Genomic DNA, 25,876 nt, shown 5'->3' with positions numbered 1-25,876 from the left:
GGTTCCCTTCCCCTGTGGGCATGACTGACGAGCCTCGGCGGAACTGACGCATGCGCCTTCGAGGGTGTGGCGGACGGCAGTTCGAAGCCACGGCCCAGTGATCCTACGCACGGGTGGGCCCGCCGGGTTCCGCTGGCGCCGGGAGCGGCAGCGGCCCCGGAGCGTTCACGAGGCGGCGGCTGATGGGTGGGCGGAGCGGAGTCCGGCGGGAGAGGCATGCGGCCGGTGTGGAGCGCGGCATGGCCCGATCCTTTCGAACGATGTCCCTCCGGCCAGTGGCCCGGCCCGGGAGGCGGCCCCGATCCTGACGAATGTGACCCAGACGACCGACAGCACCACCGAGGCCGGGGGCGACGGCCGCGAGCCCGACCCCACGACCACCGGGCGTCCTTCCCCGCCAGGCGCCGACCCCACCACTCGCTCACGCGCTCGCCGCGTCCGCCGTGTCCATCGCGCCTGGATCGTCGCCGCCGTCACCTTCGTGACGATCATCGGCGGAGCCGCCTTCAACTCCCTCCCCGGTCTCCTCATCGACCCGCTCCACACGGAGTTCGGCTGGTCGCGCGGGGAGATCGGGCTCGCCGTCTCCATCGACATGGCGCTGTACGGGCTCACGGCACCGTTCGCCGCCGCGATGATGGACCGTTTCGGCATCCGCAGGGTGGTCGTCGTCGCGCTCGGCGCGGTGGCGGCCGGGGCACTGGCCAGCGTCTGGATGACCGCCTCCTGGCAACTGATGATCTACTGGGGGCTGCTCGTCGGCCTCGGCACCGGCTCGATGGCGCTGGCGTTCTCCGCGACCGTCACCAACCGGTGGTTCGTCGCCCGGCGCGGCCTGGTCACCGGCATCCTCACCGCGGCGGGCGCCTCCGGTCAGCTGATCTTCCTGCCGCTGTGCGCCTGGATCGTCGCCGAGCACGGCTGGCGCCCCGCCTCGGTGACCGTGGCGCTCGCCGCCCTGGTCGTCGTCCCGTTCGTCTGGCTCCTGCTGCACGACCATCCGGCCGACGCGGGCCTCGCCCCGTACGGCGGCGCGTACACACCCAAGCCCGCGCCCGCGCGCGGGGCGGCGCGGCGAACGCTGCGCGTGCTGTTCGACGCGGCGCGCACCGGCCCGTTCTGGCTGCTCGCCGGTACGTTCGCGATCTGCGGGGCCTCGACCAACGGCCTGATCCGCACGCACTTCGTGCCCTCGGCCCACGACCACGGCATGCCCATCACCGCCGCGGCCTCGCTGCTCGCCGTCATCGGGGTCTTCGACGTCATCGGCACGGTCTTCTCCGGCTGGCTCACCGACCGCTTCGACGCCCGCCGCCTCCTCGCCGTCTACTACGCGCTGCGCGGCGTCTCGCTGCTCTTCCTGCCGATGCTGATGGCGCCGGAGGTGCACCCGCCCATGATCTTCTTCATCGTCTTCTACGGTCTGGACTGGGTCGCCACCGTCCCGCCGACGCTCGCCCTGTGCCGCGAGCAGTACGGGGAGGACAGCGCCATCGTCTTCGGCTGGGTCCTCGCCTCCCACCAGGTGGGCGCGGCGGTGGTGGCGTTCCTGGGCGGCGTGGCGCGCGACGTGTTCGGCTCGTACGACGTGGTCTGGTACGCGTCGGGGGCGCTGTGCGCGATGGCGGCCCTGATGGCCCTGGTCATCCGGCGCCGCCGCGAGCCGTCGGGGGCGGGTGGGGGCGCGGTCGCCGGCTGAACCGTACGAGGGATGATCGGCAGGTGGCCGGAGCACCAGGCTCGGGCACTCGACGCGCCGTCGGGGGTCGCAACGGACTCCTTGCCGTGCGCACGGGACCACGACATCGGCGAGGTGGGGCTGTGGGAATGGTCGTGCGGCTGTGGGCGGCCGGAGAGATGCCGTACGGCGACGCGCTGTACCGGCCGGACGACACCGGCCTGGAGGTGCATGTGGAGGGGCCCGGGGCCTACCACCCGGACGCCGGCCAACCGATCCCCTTCCGCCTCGGAGGGCCGGTCGACGTGGCCCGGCTCATCGAGGAGAGCGGCACCACCGAGGTGGACCCCCACTTCGAGAGCCCGCTGCCGGACGGAACGGGATGGATGTGCGGCGGCGGGAGCGGGATGGGAAACGTCGGGTACCTCGCCCGTCTCGGCAGCGACCACTCCCTGCGGTGGGTGGCCATGATGTGGAACTCCAACCCCTTCGTGGGGGTGCGCCACGAGGGATCGACCGCCGTCTTCACCAACGACTGGGGGAACTGCCTGACCCTCGACCTCGGCGATCCCGCTCTTGCCTGAGCCTGTAGGCACGCCTACGAGCGGCCGGAGAACCGGTCACCGGCTGAACGACTCGAACCGCCCGAACCGCCCCCGGTGGAACAACAGCGGACCGTCCGCGTCCGCTGAGTTCGGTGTTCCCGAGGCACCCAGGGCCTCCACCCGGCCCACCACGATCAGATGGTCGCCCCCGGTGTGGACGGCGTGGATGCGGCAGTCGATCCAGGCCGGTACGCCGTCCAGCAGCGGCGAACCGGTCACCGGGGCCGCCTCGTACGCCACCCCCGCGAACTTGTCGGCCCCGCTCACCGCGAAGCTCCGGCACAACGCCTCCTGACTCGCCCCGAGCACGTTGACGCAGAAGGCCCCGGCGCGGGCGATGCGCGGCCAGGTCGTCGACGTACGGGCCACCATGAACGCGACCAGCGGCGGGTCGAGGGAGAGCGACGCGAACGACTGGCACGCGAAGCCCGCGGCACTCCCCGGGGCGCCGTCGCCGTCGCCCGGGTCGTGCGCGGTGACGAGGGTGACCCCGCTGGCGAAGTGACCCAGCACCCGGCGGAATTCCGCCGGGTCGACGGGGGCCCGTTCGTCCTCCGTGACAGCCCGCAGATCCGGGCGCGGCAGCGGATCGACCGGCGCCGGCCCGGTACTGGTGGGGGCGCCGACGGACCTGAGGTACCGGACGGCGGTGGCGGCCATTCCTGCGTGTCCCATCACACTGCCATTGAAACTGACGAGCCGTCAGATCGGAAGAGTCGGGGCGACGAATCCGGGCGGGACGGCAGGACTACTCTCGTTCCGGAGACGCTTCGGAGAAGCTTCAAGCCGCGCCCGGAGCCGGTTCCGTCCCGCCTGGGGAGTGGCCGGGGGGCGAGTACGGCGGCACGGGCGCCCGGGGAGGGGGAACGCGTGTCGACGCGTATCGCGGGAGGCACGAGGCAGGCCGCTACGGCATGGACGATGTGGAGCGGTCGGCCGATCGGGGCGAGCGTGATCGCCCAGCTCGTGATGGTCATGGTGGCCGTGGAGATCGCGGGTTTCGTGGAGCTCGCCTTCCCGGCACCCGCCCCGCCGGACGACCCCGCGATCGTGCTGCTGATGATGCCGTTCCTGCTCTGCGGCGCCCCGTTCTTCCTGGTGGCGAGCCTGCTGGTGGTGCTTCCGACCGTTGCGGCGGCGCGTTGGGCGAGCGTCCGGTTCACCGGCCGCGAGGTGTGGTGGTGGGTCCCGGTGGCCGCGCTGGTCCCGGCCGCGGTGGGCACCGCCGTAGCCGGTATCGCCCTGCACCTGGCCCCGGGCCCACTGCTCCTGTGCTGGCCGGCGGGCGCGGCGCTACTGACGGTCACCGCACTCGTGGCCCGCGAGGTCGTGCTGCGGCGCCGTCGGTTGCGGGGCGTGCTCGGCTGGTGCGTGGTGGCCGTCGTGGCCGTGTACGGAGTCGGCGCGGGGCTGTACGGCACCGGACTGGTCACGGAGTACCGCCCGCCGAAGGTCGACGCCGCCCAACTGGCCGGAACATGGACCGACGGCGGGGGCGGCACGTTGCGCCTGGCCGCCGACGGCACGGCACACGCCGACGCGCTGACCGACCCCGAGGAGGCGTGGCCGGACCCGGCGAAGTCGGCCCCCGCGAAGCACCGTTGCTCGGGGCGGGGCACATGGAGCTACGAAGCCGGTGACTCCACGACCTGGGGGCAGCGCGTGCGGCTCCACATCGGTGGCTGTCCGGACTACGACGCAACCGGCGGGTGGCGGGTCGGCGGTACCCCGGATCGGATCGAGCTCAACTATGAGTACGGGGACCCGGATTCACCGGACTGGTACGCGCTGACCACGTACTGATGGCCCGCTGACCACTCGCCGCCCGACTGGTCAGCTGGTGGCGTACACCAGGAAGTCCGACCAGGTGGTGGGGGCGAGGGAGAGGTGGGGGCCGTTCGCATTTTTGGAGTCACGGACGTGGACGGTGTGGGGGGTAGTGGCGACCTCGACGCAGTCATTGGGGTTGCTGCTGTCGCTGTAGCTGCTCTTGAACCATGTCGGCTCGGAGGCATTCCCAGCAGAGGCGTTCTGGATCACTTTTCCTCCAGCACTCGTTGGTACAGGTCGGTTTGGTGATCCGCCTCGCCCCCCGGTGGGAGGGCGAGGCGCGGGTGCCGCGCAGATCAGTGCTTGGCGGCGTACGTCACGAAGTCGCTCCAGGCGCCGGGAGCGACGGTGAACAGCGGGCCCGGGACGTTCTTGGAGTCACGAACGTGGACGGTGTGAGGAGTGGTGGCGACCTCGACGCAGTCGTGACCGTTGCTGCTGTCGCTGTAGCTGCTCTTGAACCACGTCAGCTCGGAGCCGTTCCCGGTAGAGGCATTCCGGATCATGTTTCCTCCAGCATTCGCTTGATGAAAGTCAGCGACTCCCGCGCGCTGAGAGCCTCTGCTCGGATGATGCCATAGCGCAGTTCCAGGATCCGTAGCTGCTTCGGGCTGGAGATGGGACGCCCCCCGAACTCGTCATCGGCACGTCCAACTGCGGTGCCGTCCCCGAACTTCAGCACCCGGATCCGGCCGCTCGTCCCAGGGTGATTCCAGCAGGTGGTCGGCATCACCTGAATCTCTACGTTGCGCAACTGCCCCACCTCCAAGAGGTGTTCCAACTGCCTGCGCTGGACCATCTTGCCCCCGATGGGTCGCCTGAGCGTCGACTCTTCCTGGACAAAGCTCAGCTCGGGTGCGGGCGAGCGGTCGAAGATGGAACGTCGGGCCATCCGGGCGGCCAGCAGGCGCTCCAACTCGTCCTGAGAATAGGCGGGACGCCTCGTCATCAGAAGTGCCCGGGCACACTCCTCGGTCTGGAGCAGCCCGTGCAGGTTATGGCTGCCATACGACAGCAGCTCCACCGCCCGCGCCTCCATCCGAGCCAGATCCCGGATCTTCTTCGGGTACCGGACCTCCGCCACGTCCGCCTTCATGGCGGAGATCAGCCCGCCCGCGCTCAGGGTCCTGTCGGCCTTGTCCAGATACTCCGGGCGCGGAATCCGTTTGCCCGCCTCGACCTTGTAGACCTGGTCCTCGCCGTACCCGATCGCGAGGCCGAATTCGGCCGCCCGCATCCCCGCGGCTTCTCGGCGCAGCTTCAGCTGCCGCCCCACCGTGGCGACGACCGCCGCGCCGGACTCGTCGTCGGGATCGACCTCCCAACCGGGCTCGTCCGTATCGGTCCCGGACCGTTCCGTACCGTCCGCATCCACCCGCATTCGCGCCACCTCCACCATGGCCTCGTGTCGTCGTTATCGCGACGACCGTGTCTGTCCGTACGTCCACTCCGGACAGCCCCGACAGCTCCGGACAAGCGGCGGACAGTTACCGTACGCATTCGCCTGATCACTGTTCAGCGTAGAGCGGTGCGGCGAGGCTGAGTGATGTGAAACAAGAAATCACCCTCCCTCAACACGGCGGCGCTGTCCGTGCGTTCGCCGTACTGCTCTCGTCCACCCGCCGAGGTGCTCGGCTGGCCCGACTGCTCGCCACGGCGCAGTTGGACGAGTGGGGAGTCACGTCGCGGGCGGAGGCCGCAGCCCAGATCGTGGCCGAGCTGGCGGCCAACGCCATGGCCCACGGTCGGGTTCAGGGGAGGGACTTCCGGCTAGGGCTCGCCCTGTACGGCGGTGGCGCGGTGCTGCGCGTCGAGGTGAGCGACGCACGTGGCGAGTGCCTGCCGCCCGAGCCGGGGCACACGCTGGTACCGGACGCCGGCCGCGAGTCCGGGCGCGGGCTGCTGATCGTCGAGGCGCTGGCGGACCGTTGGGGCGTCAGCCCCGGGCCCGTGCCCTGCAAGACCGTCTGGGCTGAACTCGACCTCGACCCCGCGCCGTGACCGGGGTCAGGGCTGGGAGCAGGACCGGTCTCCCCACAAGGAATCTGCCGGCCTGGCCCTCGGGGCACCGAGGGATGTCTGAACGAATATCCGTGCGATCACGCTCTCGCCGTCCCGTCACACACTTGGATGACCCAAGCCAACTGAGCTGGAAATAAGCCTGGTTGTCGGGCATATGCTCGCCAAGCGAACACCCTCAGAGGCGCGACGTCCTCAAAAGGGCCGCAACACCGTCTTCCGGGCGCCTGCGGCTCGGGACCGTCCGCGACGCACCTCCAGACGGGCCGTCACTCACCTTTTCTCTCCGCCCAATACATAGACGCAAGTCGTCGGTGACCTGTGCGCCTCCACCGGGCCACGCTCTTCGATCGTTTCAAGCAACTCCAAGGAATCCGTATGGTCAGCTCGTCCCACGAGGCGATGCACCGCATCTTTCAGGAGTATCCCGGGCTCTTCTCCCGTGTCTCCGAGGTGCTGGGGATCTCGATCGGCTCCCCGGCCTCGGCCACAGTCATGCCCACGGACCTCACCGAGAACCGGCCACTCGAACGCCGGGTGGACACCCTGCTGCGGATCGACATGGAGGACGACGACGAGTCGTACCTCCTGGCGATCGAGGCTCAGGGGAAGAAGGACCCGGAGAAGCCGGTGAGCTGGATGTACTACCTGTCCTACTTGCAGGCCAAGTACAAACTGCCGCCCATGCTGCTGGTCGTCTGCCAGGACCGGGCCACCGCCGAATGGGCCGCTCAGCCGTACTCCGTCGGGTACCCGCAGGCGCCCGTACTCACCCTGCGCCCCCTTGTCGCGGGGCCGCACAACATGCCGGTGATCAAGGACGTGACCGAGGTTCGAAAAGACCTGGTACTGGCCACGCTGGCGGCGATCACACATGCAGGCGATCCGGACATCAATGTCATACTGAAAGCGCTGTCGACCGCTCTGCGGGATGTGCCGGAAACCATCGCTGACCCCATCGTCGAACTCACCGCACAGGGCCTGGGCAATCGTCCGGCCGCACAACAGTGGAGGAACCTGGTGGCCGTGGATCTTTCGTTCTACAAGTCCGCCCTCTCGGAAGAGATCCGGGACGAGGGCCGCGCTGAAGGTATCGCGCGGAGTGTCCTGCTTCTGCTGGGGCAGGCCGGTGTGGAGGTCTCGGACGAGGCCCGTGTGCGGATCCTGGGCTGCGGGGACGTCGAGACGCTGAGCCGTTGGCTGCTGCGGGCTCCGAACGCCTCCATCGTTGAGGACATCTTCGCCGGAGAGTAGTAAGCCGCAGGATCGGCGCCGGACCCCGGGGGCCTCACCGCCCCCGGTACTTCGGCGCCCGCCGTTCCATGAAGCCGGCCACGCCCTCGTTGGCGTCGTGCGTGGTCATGTTGATCTCCTGTGCCATGGCCTCCGCCGCGAAGGCCGTCGCCCGGTCGGACTCCAGCGAGGCGTTCACCAGCTGTTTCGTGAGGGCGATGGACCGGGTCGGGCCCTCGGCCAGCCGTTCGGCCCAGGCGCGGGCCGTAGCCGCCAGCTCCTCGTCCGGTACGACCCGGTTGACCAGGCCCAGGCGTTCGGCGTCCGTCGCCGGGAGTGAATCGCCGAAGAACATCAGCTCCTTTGCTCGTTGCGGTCCGATCAGGCGCGGCAGCAGATACGCGCCACCGCCGTCCGGTACGAGCCCGCGGCGTACGAACACCTCGATGAACTTCGCCGACTCGGCGGCCAGTACCAGATCGCAGGCGAACGCGAGATGGGCGCCGATGCCCGCCGCCGTGCCGTTGACCGCCGCGATCACCGGCTTCTCGCAGTCCAGGACCGCGGCGATCAGGCGTTGCGCACCGAGCCTGATCGTCCGTGCCACGTCCCCCGGAATCCGGTCGCCGGGCGCGCGGGTGCCCGGGGCGGAGGAGCCCGTCGCCGGGGAGCCGCGCAGGTCGGCACCCGCGCAGAAGCCGCGGCCGGTGGCCGTGAGGACGACCGCCCGGACCGCCGGGTCGGCGGAGGCGTCGGCGAGCAGGGCGATGACGCGTTCCCGCTGGTCCCAGGTGACGGCGTTCATCGCCTCGGGGCGGTTGAGCGTGATCCACGAGACGCCGTTGTCAGTGGTGTGGAGTACCAATGAATCGAGCGGGTCGGCCGGCGAGGTCGGACCGGTTCGTTCGGCGTGCTCGGCGTGCTCGGTGCGATCGGTGCGCTGATCGCGTTCGGTGTGCTCGGCGGTGTCTTCGGGGGAGGACGGCATGAGGCAGCTCCTTGGCAGGTGGTGGGGTCGTGCGCGGCGGCCCGGGTCGGAACGGTGGTCCGGGTGGTTGCGGCGGGCCGGGGCGGTTCGGTCGGGCTGCGGGGCGGTTCGGCGGGACCGAGGTGTCCTGTGGGGCCGACGCGCGCAGTCGGTTCGGGCGGCCCGACGAGGGTTTCGGTCCCGCGACCCGTCAGCGGCAGACGGCCAGCGCGTCCAGTGCCACCGCGCCCTGGCCCCGCCCCAGCACCATCAGCGGGTTGATGTCCAGTTCGGCGAGGTCGTCACCCAGTTCCAGCGCCATCCGCTGCACCCGCAGCACGACCTCCACGAGCGCGTCCACGTCCGCCGGCGGGCCGCCGCGCACCGCTTCCAGCAGGGCCCGGCCGCGCAGTTCGCCGAGCATCGACCTGGCCTGATCCTCGCCGAACGGTGGCACCCGTACGGCCGCGTCGTGCAGCACCTCGACGAGCACGCCGCCCAGCCCGACCGTGACCGTCGGTCCGAACAGCGGGTCCTGCGTGACGCCGACCATCATCTCGACGCCCCGCTCGATCATCTGGCAGACCAGGATGCCGTCCAGGTCGATGTCCTCGTAGCGCGCGATGTCGGTCAGCTCGCGGTACGCGTCGCGCACCTGGCTGGCCGAGGTCAGCCCGACCTTGACGAGGCCCAGTTCCGTCTTGTGGGCGAGCCGGGCCCCCGACGCCTTCATGACGACCGGGTAGCCGACCAGCCCCGCTGCTCGGACGGCCGCCGCCGCGCTGGTCACCAGCTGCTCGCGCGGCACCCGGATCCCGTACGCCCGCAGCAGCTGCTTCGCCGCGTGCTCGCTCAGCTGGTTGCCCGCGCGCAGCAGTCCCTGTGCCTTGCGGAAGGACGGCGACGGCGTGCGCGGCGCCTCGTCGAAGGGGGAGCGGTAGCGGGTGGTGAACCGGTGGTGGTCCAGATACGCCTTCACGGCGGTGACGCAGTTGCGGAACGTACGGAACGTGGCGACGCGGGAGGACCCGAGCAGCGTCGTGCGGTACGCGTCCTCGGTGCCGACGGGCGAGCCCCACACCACGCAGACCAGCTTGTCCGTGGCCTCCGCCGCGTCCACCAGGTCCTGCGCGAGTTTGTCGCTCATCGGCGGGAAGGGGCCGGTGATCGGACAGATCAGGACCCCTACGTCCGGGTCGGCGAGGATCGCGTCGATGATCTTCCGGCCCCGCCAGTCGCCGACCGGGTGCCCGCCGTTGTCGACCGGGTTCGCGACGTTCAGATAGCCGGGGATCCACTGGTGCAGCTCGCGCTGCCTCTCCTCGGAGAGCGTGGGCAGGTTCAGTCCCGCCCCGGTCGCCAGGTCCGAGAAGTGCGCGCCCGTGCCGCCGGAGATCGAATACACGACGACTCCGTCGGCCAGCGGCTTGCGGGCCCGGGCCAGCAGAGCGGCCGTGTCCTGGAGCTCGTCGAGCCCGTCCACCCGGATCACGCCGAACTGCCGCATCGCCGCGTCCACCACCTCGTCCGCGCCGGTCAGTTTGCCGGTGTGCGAGGCGGCCGTCCTGGCCCCCGTCTCCGTACGCCCCACCTTGACCGCCACCACCGGCACCCCGGCCCGTGCGGCCCGGTCCGCGGCCAGCAGAAAGGAGCGCCCGTCCTTGAGCCCCTCCACGTAGCAGGCGATGGCCCCGACCTCAGGGCGCTGTGAGAAGTACGAGATGAAGTCGGCGGTCTCCAGATCCGCCTCGTTGCCCGTGGGGGCCCAGTGCGAGAGCCGCACCCCCAGCTCCTGAAGGGTGTACACGGGGCGTCCCTGGTGACCCGACTGGGTGATCAGGGCGATCGCCGGTCCGTCCAGGTCGTCCCGGAACTTCTCGAAGGCGTTGAGGTTGGTGTTCGGCCCGAGCAGCCGCAGCCCGGACCGCTCCACCGCCTCGGCCAACCGTGCCTGGGCGGCGGCTCCCTCTTCGCCGGTCTCGGCGAACCCGGAGGCGAAGGCGACCGCGAACCTCACCTTGGACCGGGCGAGTTCTTCGATCACCGGGAGCGGATCGCCGACCAGCAGCACGGCCAGGTCGACCTGCTCCGGCAGATCCGCGACGGACGGGAAGCAGGGCCGTCCGAACACGGTCCTGCGGGTGGGGTGGACGGGATGCAGCCGGGCGCCGACCCGTTCGGCCCAGGCGATCAGCTGTCGGGTGATCCCCGTGTTGGGGCGTCCCTCGGCGTCGGAGGCGCCGACGACCGCCACGGACTCGGGCCGGAAGAACCGGTCCAGGTCCGGCACGGGCGCGTGCAGCGGTCGGCCGCTGACATCGAGATCGCCCTCCGCGGCGGCGGTCGCCATGCAGCGGACGGTGGCGTGCGGTTCCTCGCCGCAGGCCACCACCCGGGCGCGGAAGTCGGTGGTGAGGGTGCCGTGAGTCGATCCAAGCATCGTTTCCGCCCGCTTCTGCTCGAAGTCCGTCGGGTGCCTGTTTACGGTCAGCCAATAGCTGACACTCTGTCAGGTTACTGAACTGACGGCTCGTCAGGAATGGGTGTGCAGGCAATACGTGCAGGCGATGCGTGTGTGCAGGCGATGCATGCGGGCGATGCGTGTGTGCGGGCAATGCGTGCGGGCGGTGCGCGCGTGGAGTGGGGACGGCGTGCGGACCCTCCGGTCCGTGAGGGCCGGTCGGGGCCGATCCGGGGCGGTCCGGGGTGATCCCGTTCGGTCCGAGGCGGTTCTGGCCGGCTCGGTCTTCCGGTTCTGGCTCCGGCTCCGGCGTCCGGACGCGGCGTACAACCTCTGTGTGATCTTGAACGTCCAATGTGCAGGCCGGTTTTCATCGGCCGAACTCGCCTTCCACGGCCCACCTTTGGGAGAGAGAATGAGATCTGACGTCGCCCGGCGCACCACGCGCCTCGGGGCCCGTACCGCCGCCGCAGCGGCCACCGGCCTGCTGACCGCCGGACTGCTCGCCGTCGGAGCCGCGGTACCCGCGTCCGCCGACGAGCCGACCGGCCAGACCGACCAGTTGTGGATCAACGCGCCCATCGAACAGACCCTGCCGCTCGGTGGTGGTTCCGACGGCGAGCCGCAGAGCCGTTCGCTGAACATCGGGCTCTCCCACGACAACGACAACTTCGCCGTCACGGACGGCCGGCTCACGGTCGACATCTCCGGCATCGCCGGAGTGGCCGAGGTGACCTGGCCCGACAACTGCACCCCGAGCGGGACGACCGCCGTGTGCGGTGTCCCCGAGGTTCCGATCATCGGCGACGCCTACGGCCCGCAGGTCCACCTCACGGTGCGGGCCGCCGAAGGCGCGGCGGCCGGGGCGCACGGCCGGATCACCTACGCGGCTGTCGCCACCGGCGGGCCCACCGGCAGCCTGGAGGCCCCGCTCGACTCGTTCGAGACCACGCTCACCGTCGCCGGCGGGCCGGACCTGTCCCTCGGGAACGTCGCCCCGGTGAAGGGCGCCCAGCCGGGCAGCACGCACACCGTGCCGTTCACGCTCACCAACAAGGGCGACGACCGTTCCGAGGGCTTCACCGCCAGGCTGGTCGCCTCGTACGGGCTCGATCTCGTCACCCGGTACCCGGAGTGCACCTACCGGACCATCGGCGGTGACGACTACGCCCCGATGACCGAGGCCACCTGTACGTTCGACGAGGTCCTCGAACCGGGGGAGTCCTTCGCGCTGCCCGAGCCGATGCGGGTGGCCCTGGCCCCGCACGCGTACGACGAGCGCCTCGACATCAGCGTCGAGCCCGGCAACGGGGCCACCGACCTGGCGGAGGAGGACAACTACACCATCGCCTCCCTCGGCGCGGTGAACACCGCCGACTTCGAGGCGCGGGGTGCCCGCGTCGCGGGTGTCGCCGGTGAGACCGTGACCGCCGAACTCGGATTCCGCAACAACGGTCCGGCCTGGCTCGGCAATCTCGGCTCCGGCGACCCCGTCGCCCTGGTCGACTTCACCGTCCCCGAGGGCGTCACCGTCACCTCCGCGCCCGAGGAGTGCATTGCGCGCACCCTGGACGGCAACGGCTCCCTGCCGGGCCGGACCGGCGCCCCGCGCTACGTGTGCGACCTGCCGTACTGGACGCTGCCGGACACGACGCACGCCTTCCCGTTCAAGCTGCGCATCGACCGGGTCGTGCCCGACGCCACCGGCCAGGTCGTTCTCCGGCCGAGCTTCGGCAGCACGCCGTTCCCGTTCGACCCGGACGCCGGGAACAACACCGCCCGGCTCGTGGTGAACGCCACCTCGGACGCCACCCCCGCGGGATAGCAGGCGGAGTGCGGGGCGCGGCCGGGTCCGTCCGGTCGCGCCCCGCGCGTGTCCGAAGGCCCCCTCGCGCCCCGCGCACACGCGCGGGTCCCGTCGTGTCCCGCGCACCTCGCGCCGCGCGCATGTGCGGAACGCCGGTGCGCAGGCCGGTCAGCGGGCCCGGCGTGCCGTCCCCCTGGCGATTCTTCTGGCCACCTTCCTGGCTATCTTCCGGGCGTCCAGGGCCATTTCGCGCAGCATGCCGCTGATCGGGTTGGTGAACCCGGTGAAGTACAGGCCGGGAGCCTGCTTGGGCGTACGGCCGCCGCGCACCACCGGGCGGCCCCGGGCGTCCAGCACGCCGAGGTGGCCGACCAACCCCTCCAGGGACCGCCGGTAGCCGGTCGCCGCGATCACCGCGTCCGGGGTGATCCGGTTCCCGTCGGCCAGTACCACCGCGTCCCCGTCGAACGACTCGACGGCCGCCACCGGCACCACCCGGCCGCGCTTCACCGCGGCTATCAGCCCCACGTCCTGCACCGGAATGGCGCCCTCCCGGACCCGTGAGTACAGCCCGGTGTCCGGACGCGGCAGCCCGTACGCGCCGAGGTCGGGCACCGCCAGTCGGCTCATCAGGCGCGCGGCCGGGTCCACCAGCCACACCGGCAGCCTGCGCACCAGGACGGCCGTCGCCTGGGAGGGCCAGCCGAGCGTCGAGCGGCGCACGATGTGCGGCGCCGTGCGCACCGCGATCCGCACCCGTGACGCCCCGCCCTCCACCAGGTCCACGGCGATCTCGGCGCCCGTGTTGCCGATGCCGACGACGAGGACGTCCCGACCCGCGTAGGGTGCGGCGCCGCGGTACTCGGAGGCGTGCGCGAACGCGCCGGTGAAGGTGTCGCACCCCGGCCAGTCGGGGACGCTCGGGGTGTGGTTGAAGCCGGTGGCGACCACGACCGCGCGTCCGGTCAGCATCCGTCCGCCGCTCGCGGCCAGCTGCCAGTCGGAGCCGTCCGGGGCCCGGTCGACGCGGGAGACCTCGACGCCCGTCACCACCTCCAACGCGTGGTGCTCGGCGTACTTCTCCAGGTAGCGCACCATGTCGTCCCGGGCCACCCAGCGCCCGAAGCGGCGCGGCATCGCCAGGCCCGGCAGCGCGGACCGGCGGCGGGTGGTGTGCAGGCGCAGCCGGTCGTAGTGGCCGCGCCAGGACGCCCCGACGTCGCCGGACTTCTCCAGCACCACCGCCCGCACACCGCGTTCGCGCAGGGCCGCGGCGGCGGCCAGACCGCCCGGACCACCGCCGATGACGTACACGGGCCGGTCCTCGGTGCGGTCGTTGAGGGCCGGGGCGGAACCAGCCGCGGCGGGGGCGGTGTGCGACATGGTTCTGGAGCGTAATCGCGAAGTTGATTGATGGGTCTCGGTCAAGCCCGGAATCGATTGCGAATCGGTCACAGGCCGAATCGATCACGGGAATCGATCGCTCGTGGGGGCCTGCGTCTTGTGCCCGCCGCCGACATCAGGTGAACTGACGTACCGTCAGATTCCTTGGGTGGGAGGGCTCATGCAGACGATCTGGCTCGGCGGAGCCGAGTGGCTGGCCGTTCTCCGGGTGGGCCTCGGGCTGTGGTGGCTGGAGAGCTGGCGGCACAAGGACAAGAAGGGCTGGTTCGAACGCGGTACGGGCATCGCCTGGGCCGCCGACGTGGCGGCGAAACACCGGTGGGGTGCCGTACGCACCGGCTTCCGGCGGATCGTCGCCCCCCGCCCCAGGGCGATGGCCTACGTCGTCGTGTACGCCGAACTCGCCCTCGGGCTGGGTCTGGTCGCCGGATTCCTCACCCCCGTCGCCCTCGTCGGCGGGCTGCTCCTCAACCTTCTCTACCTGGTGCTGATGATCCACGACTGGGCCGAGCAGGGACAGAACGCGATGATGGCGCTCATCTCGCTCGTGGCGCTGTTCGCGATGTCCTGGCAGACCTGGTCCCTCGACCACGCGATCGGACTCTTCCTGTGACCGCCACCGGCCCCGCCCCGCGCTTCGACCTTCCCGAACCCGATGCCTTCACCCGCCCCTACTGGGACGCCGCCGCCCGCGGGCGGCTGCTGCTGCGCCGCTGCGGTGCCTGTGGGCGTGCCCACCACTACCCGCGCGAGTTCTGCCCGTACTGCTGGAGCGAGGACGTCGTGTGGGAGGGAGCCAGCGGGGACGCCACGCTGTACACGTGGTCGGTCGTCCATCGCAACGACCTGCCGCCGTTCGGCGCCCGGGTCCCGTACACCGCTGCCGTGGTCGACCTGGCCGAGGGACCGCGGATGATGACGGAGATCGTGGACTGCGCGGAGCCGGACCTGGTGATCGGTATGCCGCTGCGGGTCACGTTCCGGCGGGAGCCGGGCCGGGAGGCCGTTGCGGTCTTCCGGCCCTGAGCCGCGATGCGATGCCCGGCGTGCCGGTGTCTCAACGCGTCCCGGCGTCGCGCAGCTTGCGGCGTTCCCGGAAGTTGGGGTGGCGAACGGTCACGCCCCCCATGCCGCACGATCCCGTCAGCCGGAGCAGCGGCGCACCGGGAACCCGCTCGCCCGTGGTCCTGTCCTTCAGTCCGCCGAGGCCGAGGGACAGCTCGTCGGCCTGTACGGCCCAGCCCTGCGGGACGACGATCTTCACGCCCCCCATGCCCCCGTGCACGTCCAGTTCGATCTCACGCCACCGGCAGTCGGCGAGGGTGAAGTCGATCCTGACGCCGCCGGCGCCGGCCCGGGCGCGTATCGCCGGGGGCACCTTCCAGCGTCCCGAGCGGGACGCCCCGTGCATGCCTCCGTCGAGGACCAGCGGCTCACCCGCGGCCACCGCGACGGGCACCAGGTCCTCGGTGAGGGGTACCAGTTCCGCGCAGGTCTTGGCGGACAGGGCCAGTCCGAGACGGGTGTCCAGTTCGTCGAGGTCGATGCGTCCCTCGGCCGCCGCCTCCCGCAACCGTTCGACCACCGCCTCGCGGTCGGCATCGGAAGCGCGCAGGGGTTTGACGGAACGCGAGGGCTCAGCAGTCATGGCAGTGATGATACGGACGGGCGCGTTGTGAGGCGCCTGTCGCGTTCACGCCCGTACCCGGCGATCCCTCAACGGCTCGCCACGCGCCCCGCAGCTCCCCAGGTCTCCCTCACAGGCCCGGCGCCCCCCACACCGGGAACCACCGCGCCAGGTCCTTCTCCATCCGCAGGTCGTCCCCGAGTACCGCCCTGATCTGCAGCTCCAGCTGGTTGTCACGCTTCTCGACGCCGCCGGGCGCGGGCGCGAACGGGTAGAACGTGCCGCGTTTGTACAGGTAGACCAGGGCCAGCGGGCGATCGTGGTCGTCGCGGAAGCCGATCAGCGAGCAGAGCAGCTGCGGGCCGAAGCCGCCGTCCTGGAGCAGGGTGTTGACCGCGTGCAGATCGTTGACCAGGGACGCCACGTCGTCCGGGGACTGGCGGGCGAGCAGCCAGGTGTAGCCGTACGCGTCCTGGCTGAACTCCACCGGGACGCCGCCGCGGTCGGTGTCGGCGTCGAGGAGTTCGCGCACGTCCTGCTGTACGCGGGCGAAGGAGCCGCCCTCGACGCCGGCGAAGCAGACCGAGCCGAGGCCGGTGGGCGTGAACCCGGCGCCCGCCTGGAGGGTGAGGGCGGCGGAGGGGACGGCGAAGAGCTGATCGAGGTCGGGGCGGACCGGTTTGCTGCGGCCCAGGATGGCGTCGAGAAGACCCATGAACGTTCCTTACGGGGGTTCTGGTCCTTGGCGGGTCGTGGACGGGGCGGGGCCGGCTCGCGGGTGAGCGGGGGCCCGGCTCACGGGCGGGCGAGGTCGGCGGAGATGCGGGCCAGCTGGTCGAGGCGCTGTTCCAGGGTCGGGTGGGAGGAGAGCAGCCGGCTCAGGCTCTCCTTGGACGAGAACGCGGGGACGAAGTAGAAGGCGTTGTACGGCTCCGCCTTGCGCAGGTCCTCGGTCGGGATGCGGGCCATCTGGCCGCTCACCTTCGTGAGGGCGGAGGCGAGGGCCGAGGGGCGGCCGGTCAGCAGGGCGGCGGCCCGGTCGGCGGACAGCTCGCGGTAGCGCGAGAGCAGTCGGGTGAGCAGGAAGCTCAGCACGTACACGACCGCGCTGATCAGCGGGATCAGCAGAACCACGATGCCGATGGGATCGTTGCTCCGGCTGCTGCGGGAGAGGCCGCCCCACAGGGCGACACGGGTGATGATCCCGGCCAGCACGCCGAGGAACGAGGCGATCGTCATCACGGCCACGTCGCGGTGGGCCACATGCGACATCTCGTGCGCGAGCACACCCTCCAGCTCCGGCGGCTCCAGCCTGCGCAGGAGTCCGGTGGTGGCGCAGACCAGGGCCGTCTTCTCGCTGCGGCCCGTGGCGAAGGCGTTCGGTACGTCGCTCTGCGCGATGGCCACGCGCGGCTTCGGCATGTCGGCAAGGGCGCAGATCCGGTCGATGGCGCCGTGCAGCTCGGGCGCCTCCTCCGGCGTCACCTCGCGGGCACCCATGCTGAACGCCGCGATGCGGTCACTGAACCAGAACTGCGCGATGAACATGCCGCCGACCAGGATCAGGATGATCGGCCAGGCGCCGCGCAGCACGGCGAGCAGTACGCCGACCAGGACCACGTACAGCAGTCCGATCAGGAACATGGTGCTGACCATGCGGGTGGTCAGCCCACTGTCCGGGGCGTAACGGGAACGGGTCCGGCTCATAGTCGCCTCCAGTCGCCCTGTCGACTTCCATCTTGCCCCTTTCACCCGAAAAGCGGGGACAAGGCGAGAGCGGGGACGGGCGGGAGGGGGAGGAGGTGCGAGAGCGGGGCACGTGCGGGAGACGGGGGCCGGGGAGGGGCTCGACGTGCGCGCTCGGTCCGGCGGCGGGAGAGTGGCCGACGGAGAGAAAATGGATCAGGGAGGGCCCGAGGGACCGCCGGAGGATATTTGGCCGAACATCACCTGGACCCATTAGATGCCTCGGGCATCTAGTGGGCAGAGATCGGTAGGACTCCCTCCACCCCTGCGAGGTCTGCCATGGCAGTTGCCGAGACCATCCCGTTCCCGCAGAACCGCACCTGCCCCTATCACCCCCCGACCGAATACCGCGGCGCGCACCACGGTGACCAGCCCGTCTTCCCTGTTCGTCTGTTCGATGGACGCACGGTGTGGATGGTGACGGGACACGCCGAGGCGCGCTCACTCCTGGTGGACCCGAGAGTGTCGTCCGACCGGGAGAACCCCTCGTTCCCGATCTTCGCCGAACGGGTGGCCAAGTCGTCCCTGCGCCGTGTCGAACTGATCGGCGTCGACGACCCGGAACACAACGTCCAGCGCCGGATGCTGATCCCGAGCTTCACGGTCAAGCGGACGGAGGCCCTGCGGCCGCATATCCAGCAGATCGTGGACCGGCTCCTCGACCAGATGATCGAGCAGGGGCCGCCGACCGACCTGATCAGCGACTTCGCACTGCCCGTGCCCTCCATGGTCATCTGCTCGCTCCTCGGCGTGCCCTACTCCGACCACGAGTTCTTCGAGGCGCAGTCGCGCAAGCTGCTGCGCGGTCCCGCGGCGGCCGACGTGGAGGCCGCGAGGGAGGCGCTCGACGACTACTTCCGTGTGCTGATCGAGCAGAAGCGCACCGCCCCGGGCGAGGGGCTGCTGGACGAGCTCATCGCGAAGCAGCTGGAGACCGGGGCCGTGGACCACGAACAACTGGTCCGGCTGTCCGAGATCCTGCTCGTGGCCGGCCACGAGACGACCGCCAACATGATCTCGCTCGGTACGTTCACCCTGCTCCAGCATCCCGACCAGCTGGCCCGGATGCGCGAGTCGGACGACCTGATGACCTCCGCGGTCGAGGAACTGCTGCGCTTCCTGTCCATCGCCGACGGGATGGCGCGGGTGGCCGTGGCGGACATCGAGGTGGGCGGCGTGACCATCAGGGAGGGCGACGGCATCATCCTGTCCACCTCGGTGATCAACCGCGACGAGAACGTCTACCCCGCGCCGGACGAACTGGACGTCGGCCGGAACGCGCGCAACCACGTCGCGTTCGGGTTCGGGGTCCACCAGTGCCTGGGGCAGAACCTGGCGCGGGCCGAACTGGAGATCGCGCTGCGCGAGCTGTTGCGGCGCCTTCCGGGGCTGAGTCTGGCGGTGCCCGCGGACGAGGTCCCGTTCAAGCCGGGCGACACCATTCAAGGGCTGCTCGAACTGCCCGTGACGTGGTGATCTCGAATCTCCCGTGACGTGGTGATCCGGTGACCGGGGCCGGAGTGCCCCGACCGGCCGGATCGGAAAGGTGTGACGAGATGCGGATCGACATCGACAAGGAGCGGTGCATCGGCGCGGGACAGTGCGCGCTCAACGCACCGAAGGTGTTCACGCAGGACGACGACGGGTTCAGCGAACTGCTGCCCGACTACGAGGACGCCCTCGAAGGGCCCACGGTCAAGGAGGCCGCCCGCGCCTGCCCGGTGCAGGCGATCACCATCACCTGACACCACTCCGGTCACCGGGTGCGACCCGTGGGTCCGTGAGCGTGCGGGGACGCGACATCGAATGGGTCGCGTCCCCGCACGGTGTCCACGCGGGCACCACTGCCCGCGCGGGCAGGGACTTCCGTGCGGGCAGGTCCTTCCGCGCGGTCGTGGTGGGCCGTCCGTGGTGGGCCGTCTGCGGTGGGCCGTCCGTGGTGGGCCGTCTGCGGTGGGCCGTCCGTGGTGGGCCGTCCGTGGTGGGCCGTCTGCGGTGGGCCGTCCGTGGTGGGTCGGCGGGGGTGGGCCGTACGTGGTCAGGGCCAGAGCAGTTCCCGGTCCCAGGCGTTCTCCCGCCTGACGTAGCGCAGCCGTACGTGCCGTCGCTCGGCGTCCCCCTGGAAGAACTCGACCGCCCGGGGCTCGACCACGTACCGCGTCCAGCTCACGACCTCCGCGTCCGGCTCCGCCCGGGCCCGCTCCCAGGCCAGGTCGGAGGCGCGGTTCAGATCGTCGTACGAGCCCAGCACCTCGCTCTGCCGTCCGACCAGCGCCGACGCCAGCGCCCCGGTCGAGCGGGCGCGCAGATCGGCCCGGCTCTCGGCGGGCGAGCAGGCGGTGACCGGCCCCCGTACCCGTACCTGCCGACCCTGGGCGGGCCAGTAGAAGCCGAGAGCGGCGTGCGGGTGGGCAGTGAGCTGGTGGCCCTTCGCGCTGGTGCGGTGGGTGGCGAAGTGCCAGCCGCGCTCGTCCGCGTCGTGCAGCATCACCGTCCGCACGTCGGGCCGCCCCTCGGCGTCGACGGTGGCCAGCGACATCGTGTGCGGCTCGGTCTGCCCGGCCGCCACGGCCTCGGCGAACCACGTGTGGAAGAGGGGGAGCGGGGCGGCGGGGGCGGCGTCCGGGGCGAAGGCCGGGAGGTCGATGTCCCAGACGCGCTGGGCGTGCAGCAGGTCGAGGAAGCTCTGCCGCGCGTCGGACTTCTGTACGTCACTCATGGCCCCCATTGCAGCGCATGGCCGCTCGCCGTGTTCCCGTGCGGTCCCGTCCCGTGTTCCCGTCCCGTGTTCCTGTCCGGTCCCTTCCTGTGTTCCCGTCCTTGCGTCTCTCCGTCTCTCCGTCTCTCCGTCCCTCCGTCCGTGCTTCCGGCTTCCGGCCCGTCCGTGTCTTCGCCCGGGCCTCATGCGTCGGCCGCTTCAGCCCCGCCCCAGTACCACGGTCCCCGACGAACAGAACCAGCCGCCCGTCCCCGACGCCACCGCCAGTTCCGGCAGTCGGCCGCCCCTCCTGCGCACCTGGCGCGCGCCCGCCTCCCCGCGCAGCTGCCGTACCGCCTCCACCAGCAGGAACAGCCCACGCATCCCGGGGTGGCAGGCGGACAGCCCGCCGCCGTCCGTGTTGACCGGCAGCTCGCCGGTCAGGCCGGTCCGGCCCTTCTCCACGAACGCGCCGCCCTCGCCCTTCGCGCAGAATCCCAGGTCCTCCAGCGTCACCAGCGTCATGTAGGTGAACGCGTCGTAGATCTCCGCGAGATCGATGTCCGACGGCCGCACCCCGGCCCGCTCGAACGCCAGCCGGCCCGAGACCGCCGCCGGGGAGACCGTGAAGTCGTCCCACTCGGACATGGCGGAGTGCGAGACGTGCTCGCCCGTGCCGAGGACCCACACGGGGTCCTTCGCCGTGTCCGGTACGTGGTCCTCGGCTGCCAGCAGCACCGCGCAGCCGCCGTCGCTGCGGATGCAGCAGTGCAGCTTGGTGAACGGGTCCGCGATCATCGGCCCCGACAGCACGTCGTCCACGGTGATCGGGTCACGGAACATCGCGTCCGGGTTGGCCGCGGCGTTCGCCCGGGCCTGGACCGCCACCTCGGCGAGCTGTTCCAGGGTCGTCCCGTACTCGTGCATGTGGCGGCGGGCGGCCATCGCGTACTTCGCGATCAGCGAGTGCCCGTACGGCACCTCGAACTGGAGCGGACCGCGCGCCCCGAAGGAGAGGTTGGAGGTCCGGCGCCCCGCCCTGATGTCCGCCCGGGCCGTCGACCCGTACACCAGCAGGACGGCATCGGCGTGACCCGCGGCGACGGCGTCCGCCGCGTGGGCCGCCATCACCTCCCAGGTCGAGCCGCCCACCGCGGTGGAATCCACCCATCTGGGCTTCAGCCCCAGGTACTCGGCGACCTCGACCGGGGCGAGCGCGCCGAGCCCGGCGGAGGCGAAACCGTCGACCACGGACCGGTCCAGGCCCGAATCGGCCAGTGCCCGACGCGCGGCCTGGGCGTGCAGGGCGTACGGCGTGGCGTCGTCGACGCGTCCGCAGTCCGCGAGCGATATGCCGACGACGGCGACCTTGCGGTGGGAGGCAGACATGAATCTGACGGTACATCAGATTCGCTTCGGGCGGACCGTCGTGTACGCCGTCGTCGCGCGGGCCGGTCGGCCGGGCCGCTCCACGATCGGCCGGGTGTGTGCCGCGCGGGCCGGTCGGCCGGGCCGCCCCGTCGGCGATGCGGGCGGCCCCGTCGGTCGCGTGACCGCCCCGGTTGCGCGGCTCTGGGCATCTCGGTGGATCGCCCCTAACATGACGCACCGTCAGATCGGCGGCCGGGGCCGCCGAGGGGAAGGAGCCCGACGATGGACGCCGCCTTCACCGCGGAGCAGGACGCGATCCGCCGCACCCTGCGGGAACTGCTCGCCGAGCACGCCGGATCGGACGGAATCCGGAGCGCCGTACGCACCGCCGACGGATACGACACGGCCCTGTGGCACCGCCTCGCCCGGGACCTCGGGCTGCCCGGACTCGCCCTCCCGGAGGAGTACGGGGGTGTCGGCTGCGGCCTCACCGAACTCGCCGTCGCCTGTGAGGAGACCGGGCGGGTCCTGCTGCCGTCGCCGCTGATCGCCACCGCCGCCCTGGCCGCGCCCCTGATCGCCGCACTCGGTACCGGGGCCCAGCGCGCCGCCCTGCTGCCGCGCCTCGCCACGGGCGGACTGACCGCGACCCTCGCCGTCCCCGGCGACTCGCTCCCCGCCGCGCTCGGCCTCACCGACGACCCGACCGGTGGCGCCTGGGCGGGTGGCGGCAGGGCGGGCGGCATCCAGGCCGTACCGGCCGCCGACGGGGCGGGCTGGCGGCTTTACGGGGAGGCCACGCGGGTCCTCGACGGGCACAGCGCGGGAATCCTCGTGGTCGCCGCCCACGCCGGGGGCTTCCCGCGCAGCCGTACGCTCCTCTTCCTGGTCCGCCCGGACGGGGCGGCCGGTGTCGTCCGGGTCCGTCGCACCGCCCTGGACGAGACCCGCCCGCTGGCCCGCGTCGAACTGCGGGACGCCGGTGCCGAGCTCCTGGGAGCGGACCGCACCGCGGACGTGACCGGCGCACTCGCCTCCGTCGGCCCCCCGGTCGCCGCCCTGCTCGCGGCGGAGGCGGTGGGGGCGGCGACGAGCGCGCTGGAGCGGACCGTCGAGTACGTCGGGACGCGCGAACAGTTCGGCCGGGCGATCGGCTCCTTCCAGGCCGTGAAGCACCGTCTCGCGGACCTGTACGTACGGGTACGGGCCGCTCGTTCCGCGGCGTACTACGCGGCCCGGGACCCGGCCGCCGCCGGGGGCCTCGCCCTCGCCCAGGCACTGGAGGCCCTGCGGACCACCGCGGCCGAGACCGTGCAACTGCACGGCGGGATCGGGTTCACCTGGGAGCACGACGCCCACCTGTACTTCAAGCGGGCCGCCGCGGACGAACTGCTCTTCGGGCCCGTCCACGGGCTCCGCGCCCACGCGGCGGAGCTGGCCGGGCTGTTCGCGCCTCCCGGCGGCGCGCGCCCCGGCGACGAACATCCCGACGGCGCACGGGCGGCCGGGAGGGTGGCCGTCTGATGGCGTTCGGTTTCCGGCTGATCCAGAAGGTCTCCGCCACCCGCGCCTTCGCGAGGATCGCCCCGCACGTCATCCCGGCCATGGACCGGGCGGTGCACCGGCTCACGCGCGGCAGGGTGCTGCTCAGCGCCCGGATGCTGCCGGGGCTGGTGCTCACGGTGCCGGGCGCGAGGAGCGGGCGTCCCAGGACCACTCCGCTGGCCTGCATGCCGGAGGGCGGGGCGGCCGTGCCGGGGGACGGGACACCCCGGAGCTGGATCCTGGTCGGCAGCAACTTCGGCCGCCCGGGGCATCCGGCCTGGACCGCGAACCTGCTGGCCGGTCCCGACAAGGCCGTCGTCAACTGGAACGGGCGCGACATCCCCGTCCGCGCCAGACTGCTGAAGGGGGCGGAGCGGGAGGCGGCGTGGCGGGCGGCGCTGAGGTTCTGGCCCCCGTACGCGTCCTACCAGGCGCGGATCGAGCGGGAGATCCGGCTCTTCAGACTGGAACAGTCGGGTGACGCGACGGGCTGACGGAGCGAACCGGCGGGGCCGGCCGTCCGGCGGAGCCGTGGGGCGCGCGACGAACCGGTGATGCGCAGCGGGGCACCCGGGGAGCCGGATACGCCGACGGCGGACCACAATGTGGTCCGCCGTCGGCGAGACAGGACCTGGGGCGCCCGGATCGGCCGGACGGTACCCAGTGGGGGAAGTGAGGGGGACCCTGCGCGGGACTACCTCGTCGGTTTCCTTCCGGTGATGCCCAGATGCACCAACAGTGCGAGGTTCGGCTTGAGTTCGGCCTGCTTCACGCCCCAGGTCGTGAAGCCCTTCTGGTGGGAGGCGACCGAGGCCAGCATCGCGACGATCGAGCCGGCCATCGCGGCGGCGCTGACGTCCTTGTCGACCTTGCCGCGGGCCTGGAGGTCCTTCACCGCCTCCGTGAGGGAGTTGGTCACCGAATTGAGGATCTTCATGCGGATCTTGTAGAAGCGTTTGTCGCCCTCGGCCGCTCCGAGGTCGACCACGCGCAGGATCGCGTCATGATGTCGCCAGAAGTCGAGGAACCCCTCGACGAGCTCTTCGGCGGTCTGCCAGCCGGCCTTGCCGACCCAGGAGCGACCGGCGACCAATTCGGTCAATCCGGCGCCCTCTTTGGCCATTTCCTCGGCGATTTCGAGGACGGCGCCCTCGACGTCGGGGAAGTACTGGTAGAAGGTCGCGGGTGAAGTCCCCGCCCTACGGGCCACGTCGATGACCTTGACGTCCCGGTACGGCGAGGAACTGAGCATCTCGCTGAGGCAGTCGAGCAGCTTCTGCCGCGTCGCCTGTCCGCGTCGACCGGCCACGCGGCCATCGACGGTGCGTACTTGTCCTGTCATGCCGTCAGCTTACCGAGGGGTGATCCGAGCGCGATTCGGCCGACTGCAAATGGGGAGCCCCGCAGGTGCGCCGGGGGGAGTGGCTGAAAAGTGACGCATGGACCCCACAGGCAGACAAGTCCTATCAACAGCCTGTGGATAACTTCGGTGGATAACTTTCTGTGACGCCATAGATATCGAACTTTCCTTCGAAGGGTGAGCCCGGTGTGGTCACCCGGGGCGCGGCATGCGCCACTCGCGGTTACGTTTGCTGTGACGAGCGTCACCGATGTGAACCGTGAACCATCGCGGACGGCCGAACGCGACCGCGAACGGCCGGGTGGTCGAGAGCGGTCGGGGCAACGGCGTGAACACGGAAGGACCGGGCCATGGCCGCATTCGCGCGATCCGCGCCGTGCTGGGTGGATGTGCAGCTTCCCGACCTCGAAGCGGGCAAGCGCTTCTACGGCGAGCTGTTCGGCTGGACCTTCCGGCCCGGCGAGGGCCCGTACGCGGACGCGTACAGCGGCGGCAGGCTGGTCGCCGCACTCGTCGCCAAGCAGGACGGCCGCATGCCCACCGCCTGGGGGATCTACTTCGCGACCGACGACGCCGCCGCGTCCGTCGCCCGGATCAGGGAGGCGGGCGGCACGGTGATCACCGATCCCGTATGGGCCGGCCGTGCGGGGGTGGTCGCCCAGGCGGCCGACCCCGGTGGGGCGGTGTTCGGTCTGTGGCAGGCCGGTGAGCGCGAGGGCTTCGAGAAGCAGAACGAACCCGTCTCGTTCTGCTGGACCGAGGTCCACACCCGGCAGCGGGACCGCGTCGACGCCTTCTACGAGGAGGTCTTCGGCTTCCAGGGCACCGATCTCGGCGCCTCCGGTGCCGACGCCTCCGATTCCGGTGACTCCGGCTCCGACGCCTCCGACTCCGATGTTCCCGGCACCTCCGACGCCTCCGGTCCCTCCGGCGCGGGCGGCTCCGGATCCGCCGAGCCCGGAGCGACCGGAAACGGAACCGCCGAGCCAGGATCCGCCGAACCCGATACGACCGAGCGGGGATCCGCCGAGCCCGGGTCCGCCGAACCCGATGCGACCGAGCACGGATCCGCCGCCTCCGGTCCCGATTTCCGTATGTGGTCCCCGGCGGGCACCGAACCGGGGCCCGCCACCGCGATCGGTGGCCGCAGCGTCATCACCGACGCCTTCCCCGCCGAACTGCCCAGTTACTTCCTCGTCTGCTTCGCGGTCGAGGACTGCAACTCCACCGCAGGTCACGCCGTACGCCTCGGCGGTCGTATCACCGAGCCGCCCTTCGACATCCCGTACGGACGGATGGCGGTGCTCCAGGACGATCAGGGCGCCGTGTTCGCCGTGCTTCAGCCCGTTGTGTCCGGGAAGCGGACGGAGTGACCTGTGACACCCCGGTCCGCCCCCGGGTTCGCAACCGGGGGCTCAGCCAGGAACAATCGGGGTGCGCACCGCCCGGTGGTGCCCAGTGGTGAGACGCCGCACAAGGCGGGTTTTCGCGGGCTTCCGTTTCCGGAGGTCCGTACGGGGAGGTG

26 protein-coding genes are annotated in these 25,876 nt (G+C 71.3%); 13 read left to right on the top strand and 13 right to left on the bottom strand.

The window, feature by feature from the left end:
• The first annotated feature begins 313 nt into the window (after positions 1 to 313).
• Positions 314 to 1,699 carry an MFS transporter gene (locus AMK22_RS15835; RefSeq protein ID WP_073785522.1) on the top strand — a complete coding sequence of 462 codons (1,386 nt, stop codon included), beginning with the start codon at positions 314 to 316 and terminating at the stop codon, positions 1,697 to 1,699.
• Between the two features lie 128 nt (positions 1,700 to 1,827).
• On the top strand, positions 1,828 to 2,262 hold the full coding sequence (locus AMK22_RS15830; protein ID WP_242433999.1) for a hypothetical protein: 435 nt from the start codon (positions 1,828 to 1,830) through the stop codon (positions 2,260 to 2,262).
• Positions 2,263 to 2,298: 36 nt separating this feature from the next.
• Here AMK22_RS15830 and AMK22_RS15825 read toward each other — a convergent pair whose 3' ends face one another.
• On the bottom strand, positions 2,299 to 2,943 hold the full coding sequence (locus AMK22_RS15825; RefSeq protein WP_073785518.1) for a flavin reductase family protein: 645 nt from the start codon (positions 2,941 to 2,943) through the stop codon (positions 2,299 to 2,301).
• A 210-nt stretch (positions 2,944 to 3,153) separates the two neighbouring features.
• Here AMK22_RS15825 and AMK22_RS38385 point away from each other — a divergent pair, with 210 nt between their 5' ends.
• Positions 3,154 to 4,086, top strand: a complete 933-nt coding sequence (locus tag AMK22_RS38385; protein WP_242433991.1) for a hypothetical protein — start codon at positions 3,154 to 3,156, stop codon at positions 4,084 to 4,086.
• 30 nt (positions 4,087 to 4,116) lie between these two features.
• On the opposite strand, the gene AMK22_RS15815 is transcribed toward AMK22_RS38385, so the two are convergent.
• The 3 genes from AMK22_RS15815 to AMK22_RS15805 form a co-directional block, all read right to left on the bottom strand.
• Complete coding sequence (locus tag AMK22_RS15815; RefSeq protein ID WP_073785514.1) at positions 4,117 to 4,323, bottom strand: DUF397 domain-containing protein; 207 nt, start codon at positions 4,321 to 4,323, stop codon at positions 4,117 to 4,119.
• A gap of 86 nt (positions 4,324 to 4,409) precedes the next feature.
• Positions 4,410 to 4,619, bottom strand: coding sequence for a DUF397 domain-containing protein (locus AMK22_RS15810; RefSeq protein ID WP_073785512.1), 210 nt, complete (start codon positions 4,617 to 4,619; stop codon positions 4,410 to 4,412).
• On the bottom strand, positions 4,616 to 5,494 hold the full coding sequence (locus tag AMK22_RS15805; RefSeq protein ID WP_073785687.1) for a helix-turn-helix domain-containing protein: 879 nt from the start codon (positions 5,492 to 5,494) through the stop codon (positions 4,616 to 4,618). The genes AMK22_RS15810 and AMK22_RS15805 overlap by 4 nt, the downstream gene beginning before the upstream one ends.
• A 167-nt stretch (positions 5,495 to 5,661) precedes the next feature.
• Between AMK22_RS15805 and AMK22_RS15800 the strand changes: the two genes are divergently transcribed.
• Both AMK22_RS15800 and AMK22_RS15795 read left to right on the top strand, forming a co-directional pair.
• On the top strand, positions 5,662 to 6,114 hold the full coding sequence (locus AMK22_RS15800; protein ID WP_073785510.1) for an ATP-binding protein: 453 nt from the start codon (positions 5,662 to 5,664) through the stop codon (positions 6,112 to 6,114).
• Between the two features lie 396 nt (positions 6,115 to 6,510).
• Entirely contained in the window at positions 6,511 to 7,386 is an 876-nt protein-coding gene (locus AMK22_RS15795) for a hypothetical protein (protein ID WP_073785508.1), read from the top strand.
• Between the two features lie 34 nt (positions 7,387 to 7,420).
• Here the strand turns inward: AMK22_RS15795 and AMK22_RS15790 are convergent, their stop codons facing one another.
• Together AMK22_RS15790 and AMK22_RS15785 are read right to left on the bottom strand one after the other, a co-directional pair.
• A complete protein-coding gene (locus AMK22_RS15790; protein WP_073785506.1) occupies positions 7,421 to 8,353 on the bottom strand; it encodes an enoyl-CoA hydratase/isomerase family protein in 933 nt (310 codons plus the stop codon).
• Positions 8,354 to 8,543: 190 nt separating this feature from the next.
• On the bottom strand, positions 8,544 to 10,772 hold the full coding sequence (locus AMK22_RS15785; RefSeq protein WP_073785504.1) for an acetate--CoA ligase family protein: 2,229 nt from the start codon (positions 10,770 to 10,772) through the stop codon (positions 8,544 to 8,546).
• A 436-nt stretch (positions 10,773 to 11,208) separates the two neighbouring features.
• Here AMK22_RS15785 and AMK22_RS15780 point away from each other — a divergent pair, with 436 nt between their 5' ends.
• Positions 11,209 to 12,618, top strand: coding sequence for a hypothetical protein (locus AMK22_RS15780; protein WP_073785502.1), 1,410 nt, complete (start codon positions 11,209 to 11,211; stop codon positions 12,616 to 12,618).
• 150 nt (positions 12,619 to 12,768) lie between these two features.
• On the opposite strand, the gene AMK22_RS15775 is transcribed toward AMK22_RS15780, so the two are convergent.
• A complete protein-coding gene (locus AMK22_RS15775) occupies positions 12,769 to 13,983 on the bottom strand; it encodes a flavin-containing monooxygenase (RefSeq protein WP_073785500.1) in 1,215 nt (404 codons plus the stop codon).
• A gap of 181 nt (positions 13,984 to 14,164) precedes the next feature.
• Between AMK22_RS15775 and AMK22_RS15770 the strand changes: the two genes are divergently transcribed.
• Both AMK22_RS15770 and AMK22_RS15765 read left to right on the top strand, forming a co-directional pair.
• Positions 14,165 to 14,617, top strand: coding sequence for a DoxX family protein (locus AMK22_RS15770; protein WP_073785498.1), 453 nt, complete (start codon positions 14,165 to 14,167; stop codon positions 14,615 to 14,617).
• On the top strand, positions 14,614 to 15,030 hold the full coding sequence (locus AMK22_RS15765) for a Zn-ribbon domain-containing OB-fold protein (protein WP_073785495.1): 417 nt from the start codon (positions 14,614 to 14,616) through the stop codon (positions 15,028 to 15,030). The genes AMK22_RS15770 and AMK22_RS15765 overlap by 4 nt, the downstream gene beginning before the upstream one ends.
• 31 nt (positions 15,031 to 15,061) lie before the next feature.
• Here AMK22_RS15765 and AMK22_RS15760 read toward each other — a convergent pair whose 3' ends face one another.
• The 3 genes from AMK22_RS15760 to htpX form a co-directional block, all read right to left on the bottom strand.
• Entirely contained in the window at positions 15,062 to 15,652 is a 591-nt protein-coding gene (locus AMK22_RS15760) for a DUF1707 SHOCT-like domain-containing protein (RefSeq protein WP_073785493.1), read from the bottom strand.
• 109 nt (positions 15,653 to 15,761) lie between these two features.
• Positions 15,762 to 16,346, bottom strand: coding sequence for a PspA-associated protein PspAB (pspAB, locus tag AMK22_RS15755; protein ID WP_073785491.1), 585 nt, complete (start codon positions 16,344 to 16,346; stop codon positions 15,762 to 15,764).
• Between the two features lie 80 nt (positions 16,347 to 16,426).
• Positions 16,427 to 17,338, bottom strand: a complete 912-nt coding sequence (htpX, locus tag AMK22_RS15750; RefSeq protein WP_073785489.1) for a zinc metalloprotease HtpX — start codon at positions 17,336 to 17,338, stop codon at positions 16,427 to 16,429.
• A gap of 318 nt (positions 17,339 to 17,656) precedes the next feature.
• Between htpX and AMK22_RS15745 the strand changes: the two genes are divergently transcribed.
• Together AMK22_RS15745 and AMK22_RS15740 are read left to right on the top strand one after the other, a co-directional pair.
• Complete coding sequence (locus tag AMK22_RS15745) at positions 17,657 to 18,853, top strand: cytochrome P450 (protein WP_073785487.1); 1,197 nt, start codon at positions 17,657 to 17,659, stop codon at positions 18,851 to 18,853.
• 80 nt (positions 18,854 to 18,933) lie between these two features.
• Positions 18,934 to 19,122: a ferredoxin gene (locus AMK22_RS15740; RefSeq protein WP_073785485.1), complete on the top strand. Its 189-nt coding sequence runs from the start codon at positions 18,934 to 18,936 to the stop codon at positions 19,120 to 19,122.
• Between the two features lie 293 nt (positions 19,123 to 19,415).
• Here AMK22_RS15740 and AMK22_RS15735 read toward each other — a convergent pair whose 3' ends face one another.
• Complete coding sequence (locus tag AMK22_RS15735) at positions 19,416 to 20,105, bottom strand: pyridoxine/pyridoxamine 5'-phosphate oxidase (protein ID WP_443333295.1); 690 nt, start codon at positions 20,103 to 20,105, stop codon at positions 19,416 to 19,418.
• A 189-nt stretch (positions 20,106 to 20,294) separates the two neighbouring features.
• A complete protein-coding gene (locus AMK22_RS15730) occupies positions 20,295 to 21,464 on the bottom strand; it encodes a thiolase C-terminal domain-containing protein (protein ID WP_073785481.1) in 1,170 nt (389 codons plus the stop codon).
• Between the two features lie 264 nt (positions 21,465 to 21,728).
• Here AMK22_RS15730 and AMK22_RS15725 point away from each other — a divergent pair, with 264 nt between their 5' ends.
• Entirely contained in the window at positions 21,729 to 22,970 is a 1,242-nt protein-coding gene (locus AMK22_RS15725; RefSeq protein WP_073785479.1) for an acyl-CoA dehydrogenase family protein, read from the top strand.
• Entirely contained in the window at positions 22,970 to 23,485 is a 516-nt protein-coding gene (locus AMK22_RS15720) for a nitroreductase family deazaflavin-dependent oxidoreductase (protein WP_073785477.1), read from the top strand. The genes AMK22_RS15725 and AMK22_RS15720 overlap by 1 nt, the downstream gene beginning before the upstream one ends.
• A 200-nt stretch (positions 23,486 to 23,685) precedes the next feature.
• Here AMK22_RS15720 and AMK22_RS15715 read toward each other — a convergent pair whose 3' ends face one another.
• Positions 23,686 to 24,333, bottom strand: coding sequence for a TetR family transcriptional regulator (locus AMK22_RS15715; protein WP_073785475.1), 648 nt, complete (start codon positions 24,331 to 24,333; stop codon positions 23,686 to 23,688).
• Between the two features lie 368 nt (positions 24,334 to 24,701).
• On the opposite strand from AMK22_RS15715, the gene AMK22_RS40845 reads away from it, so the two are divergent.
• A complete protein-coding gene (locus AMK22_RS40845; RefSeq protein ID WP_242433990.1) occupies positions 24,702 to 25,724 on the top strand; it encodes a VOC family protein in 1,023 nt (340 codons plus the stop codon).
• The last annotated feature ends 152 nt before the right edge of the window (positions 25,725 to 25,876 follow it).

Origin of the sequence: Streptomyces sp. CB01580 (genome assembly GCF_001905795.1) — a bacterium.
Taxonomy (GTDB): domain Bacteria; phylum Actinomycetota; class Actinomycetes; order Streptomycetales; family Streptomycetaceae; genus Streptomyces.
The sequence above is the reverse complement of the archived record's forward strand: the minus strand, read 5'-3'. Positions and strand labels throughout refer to the sequence as shown.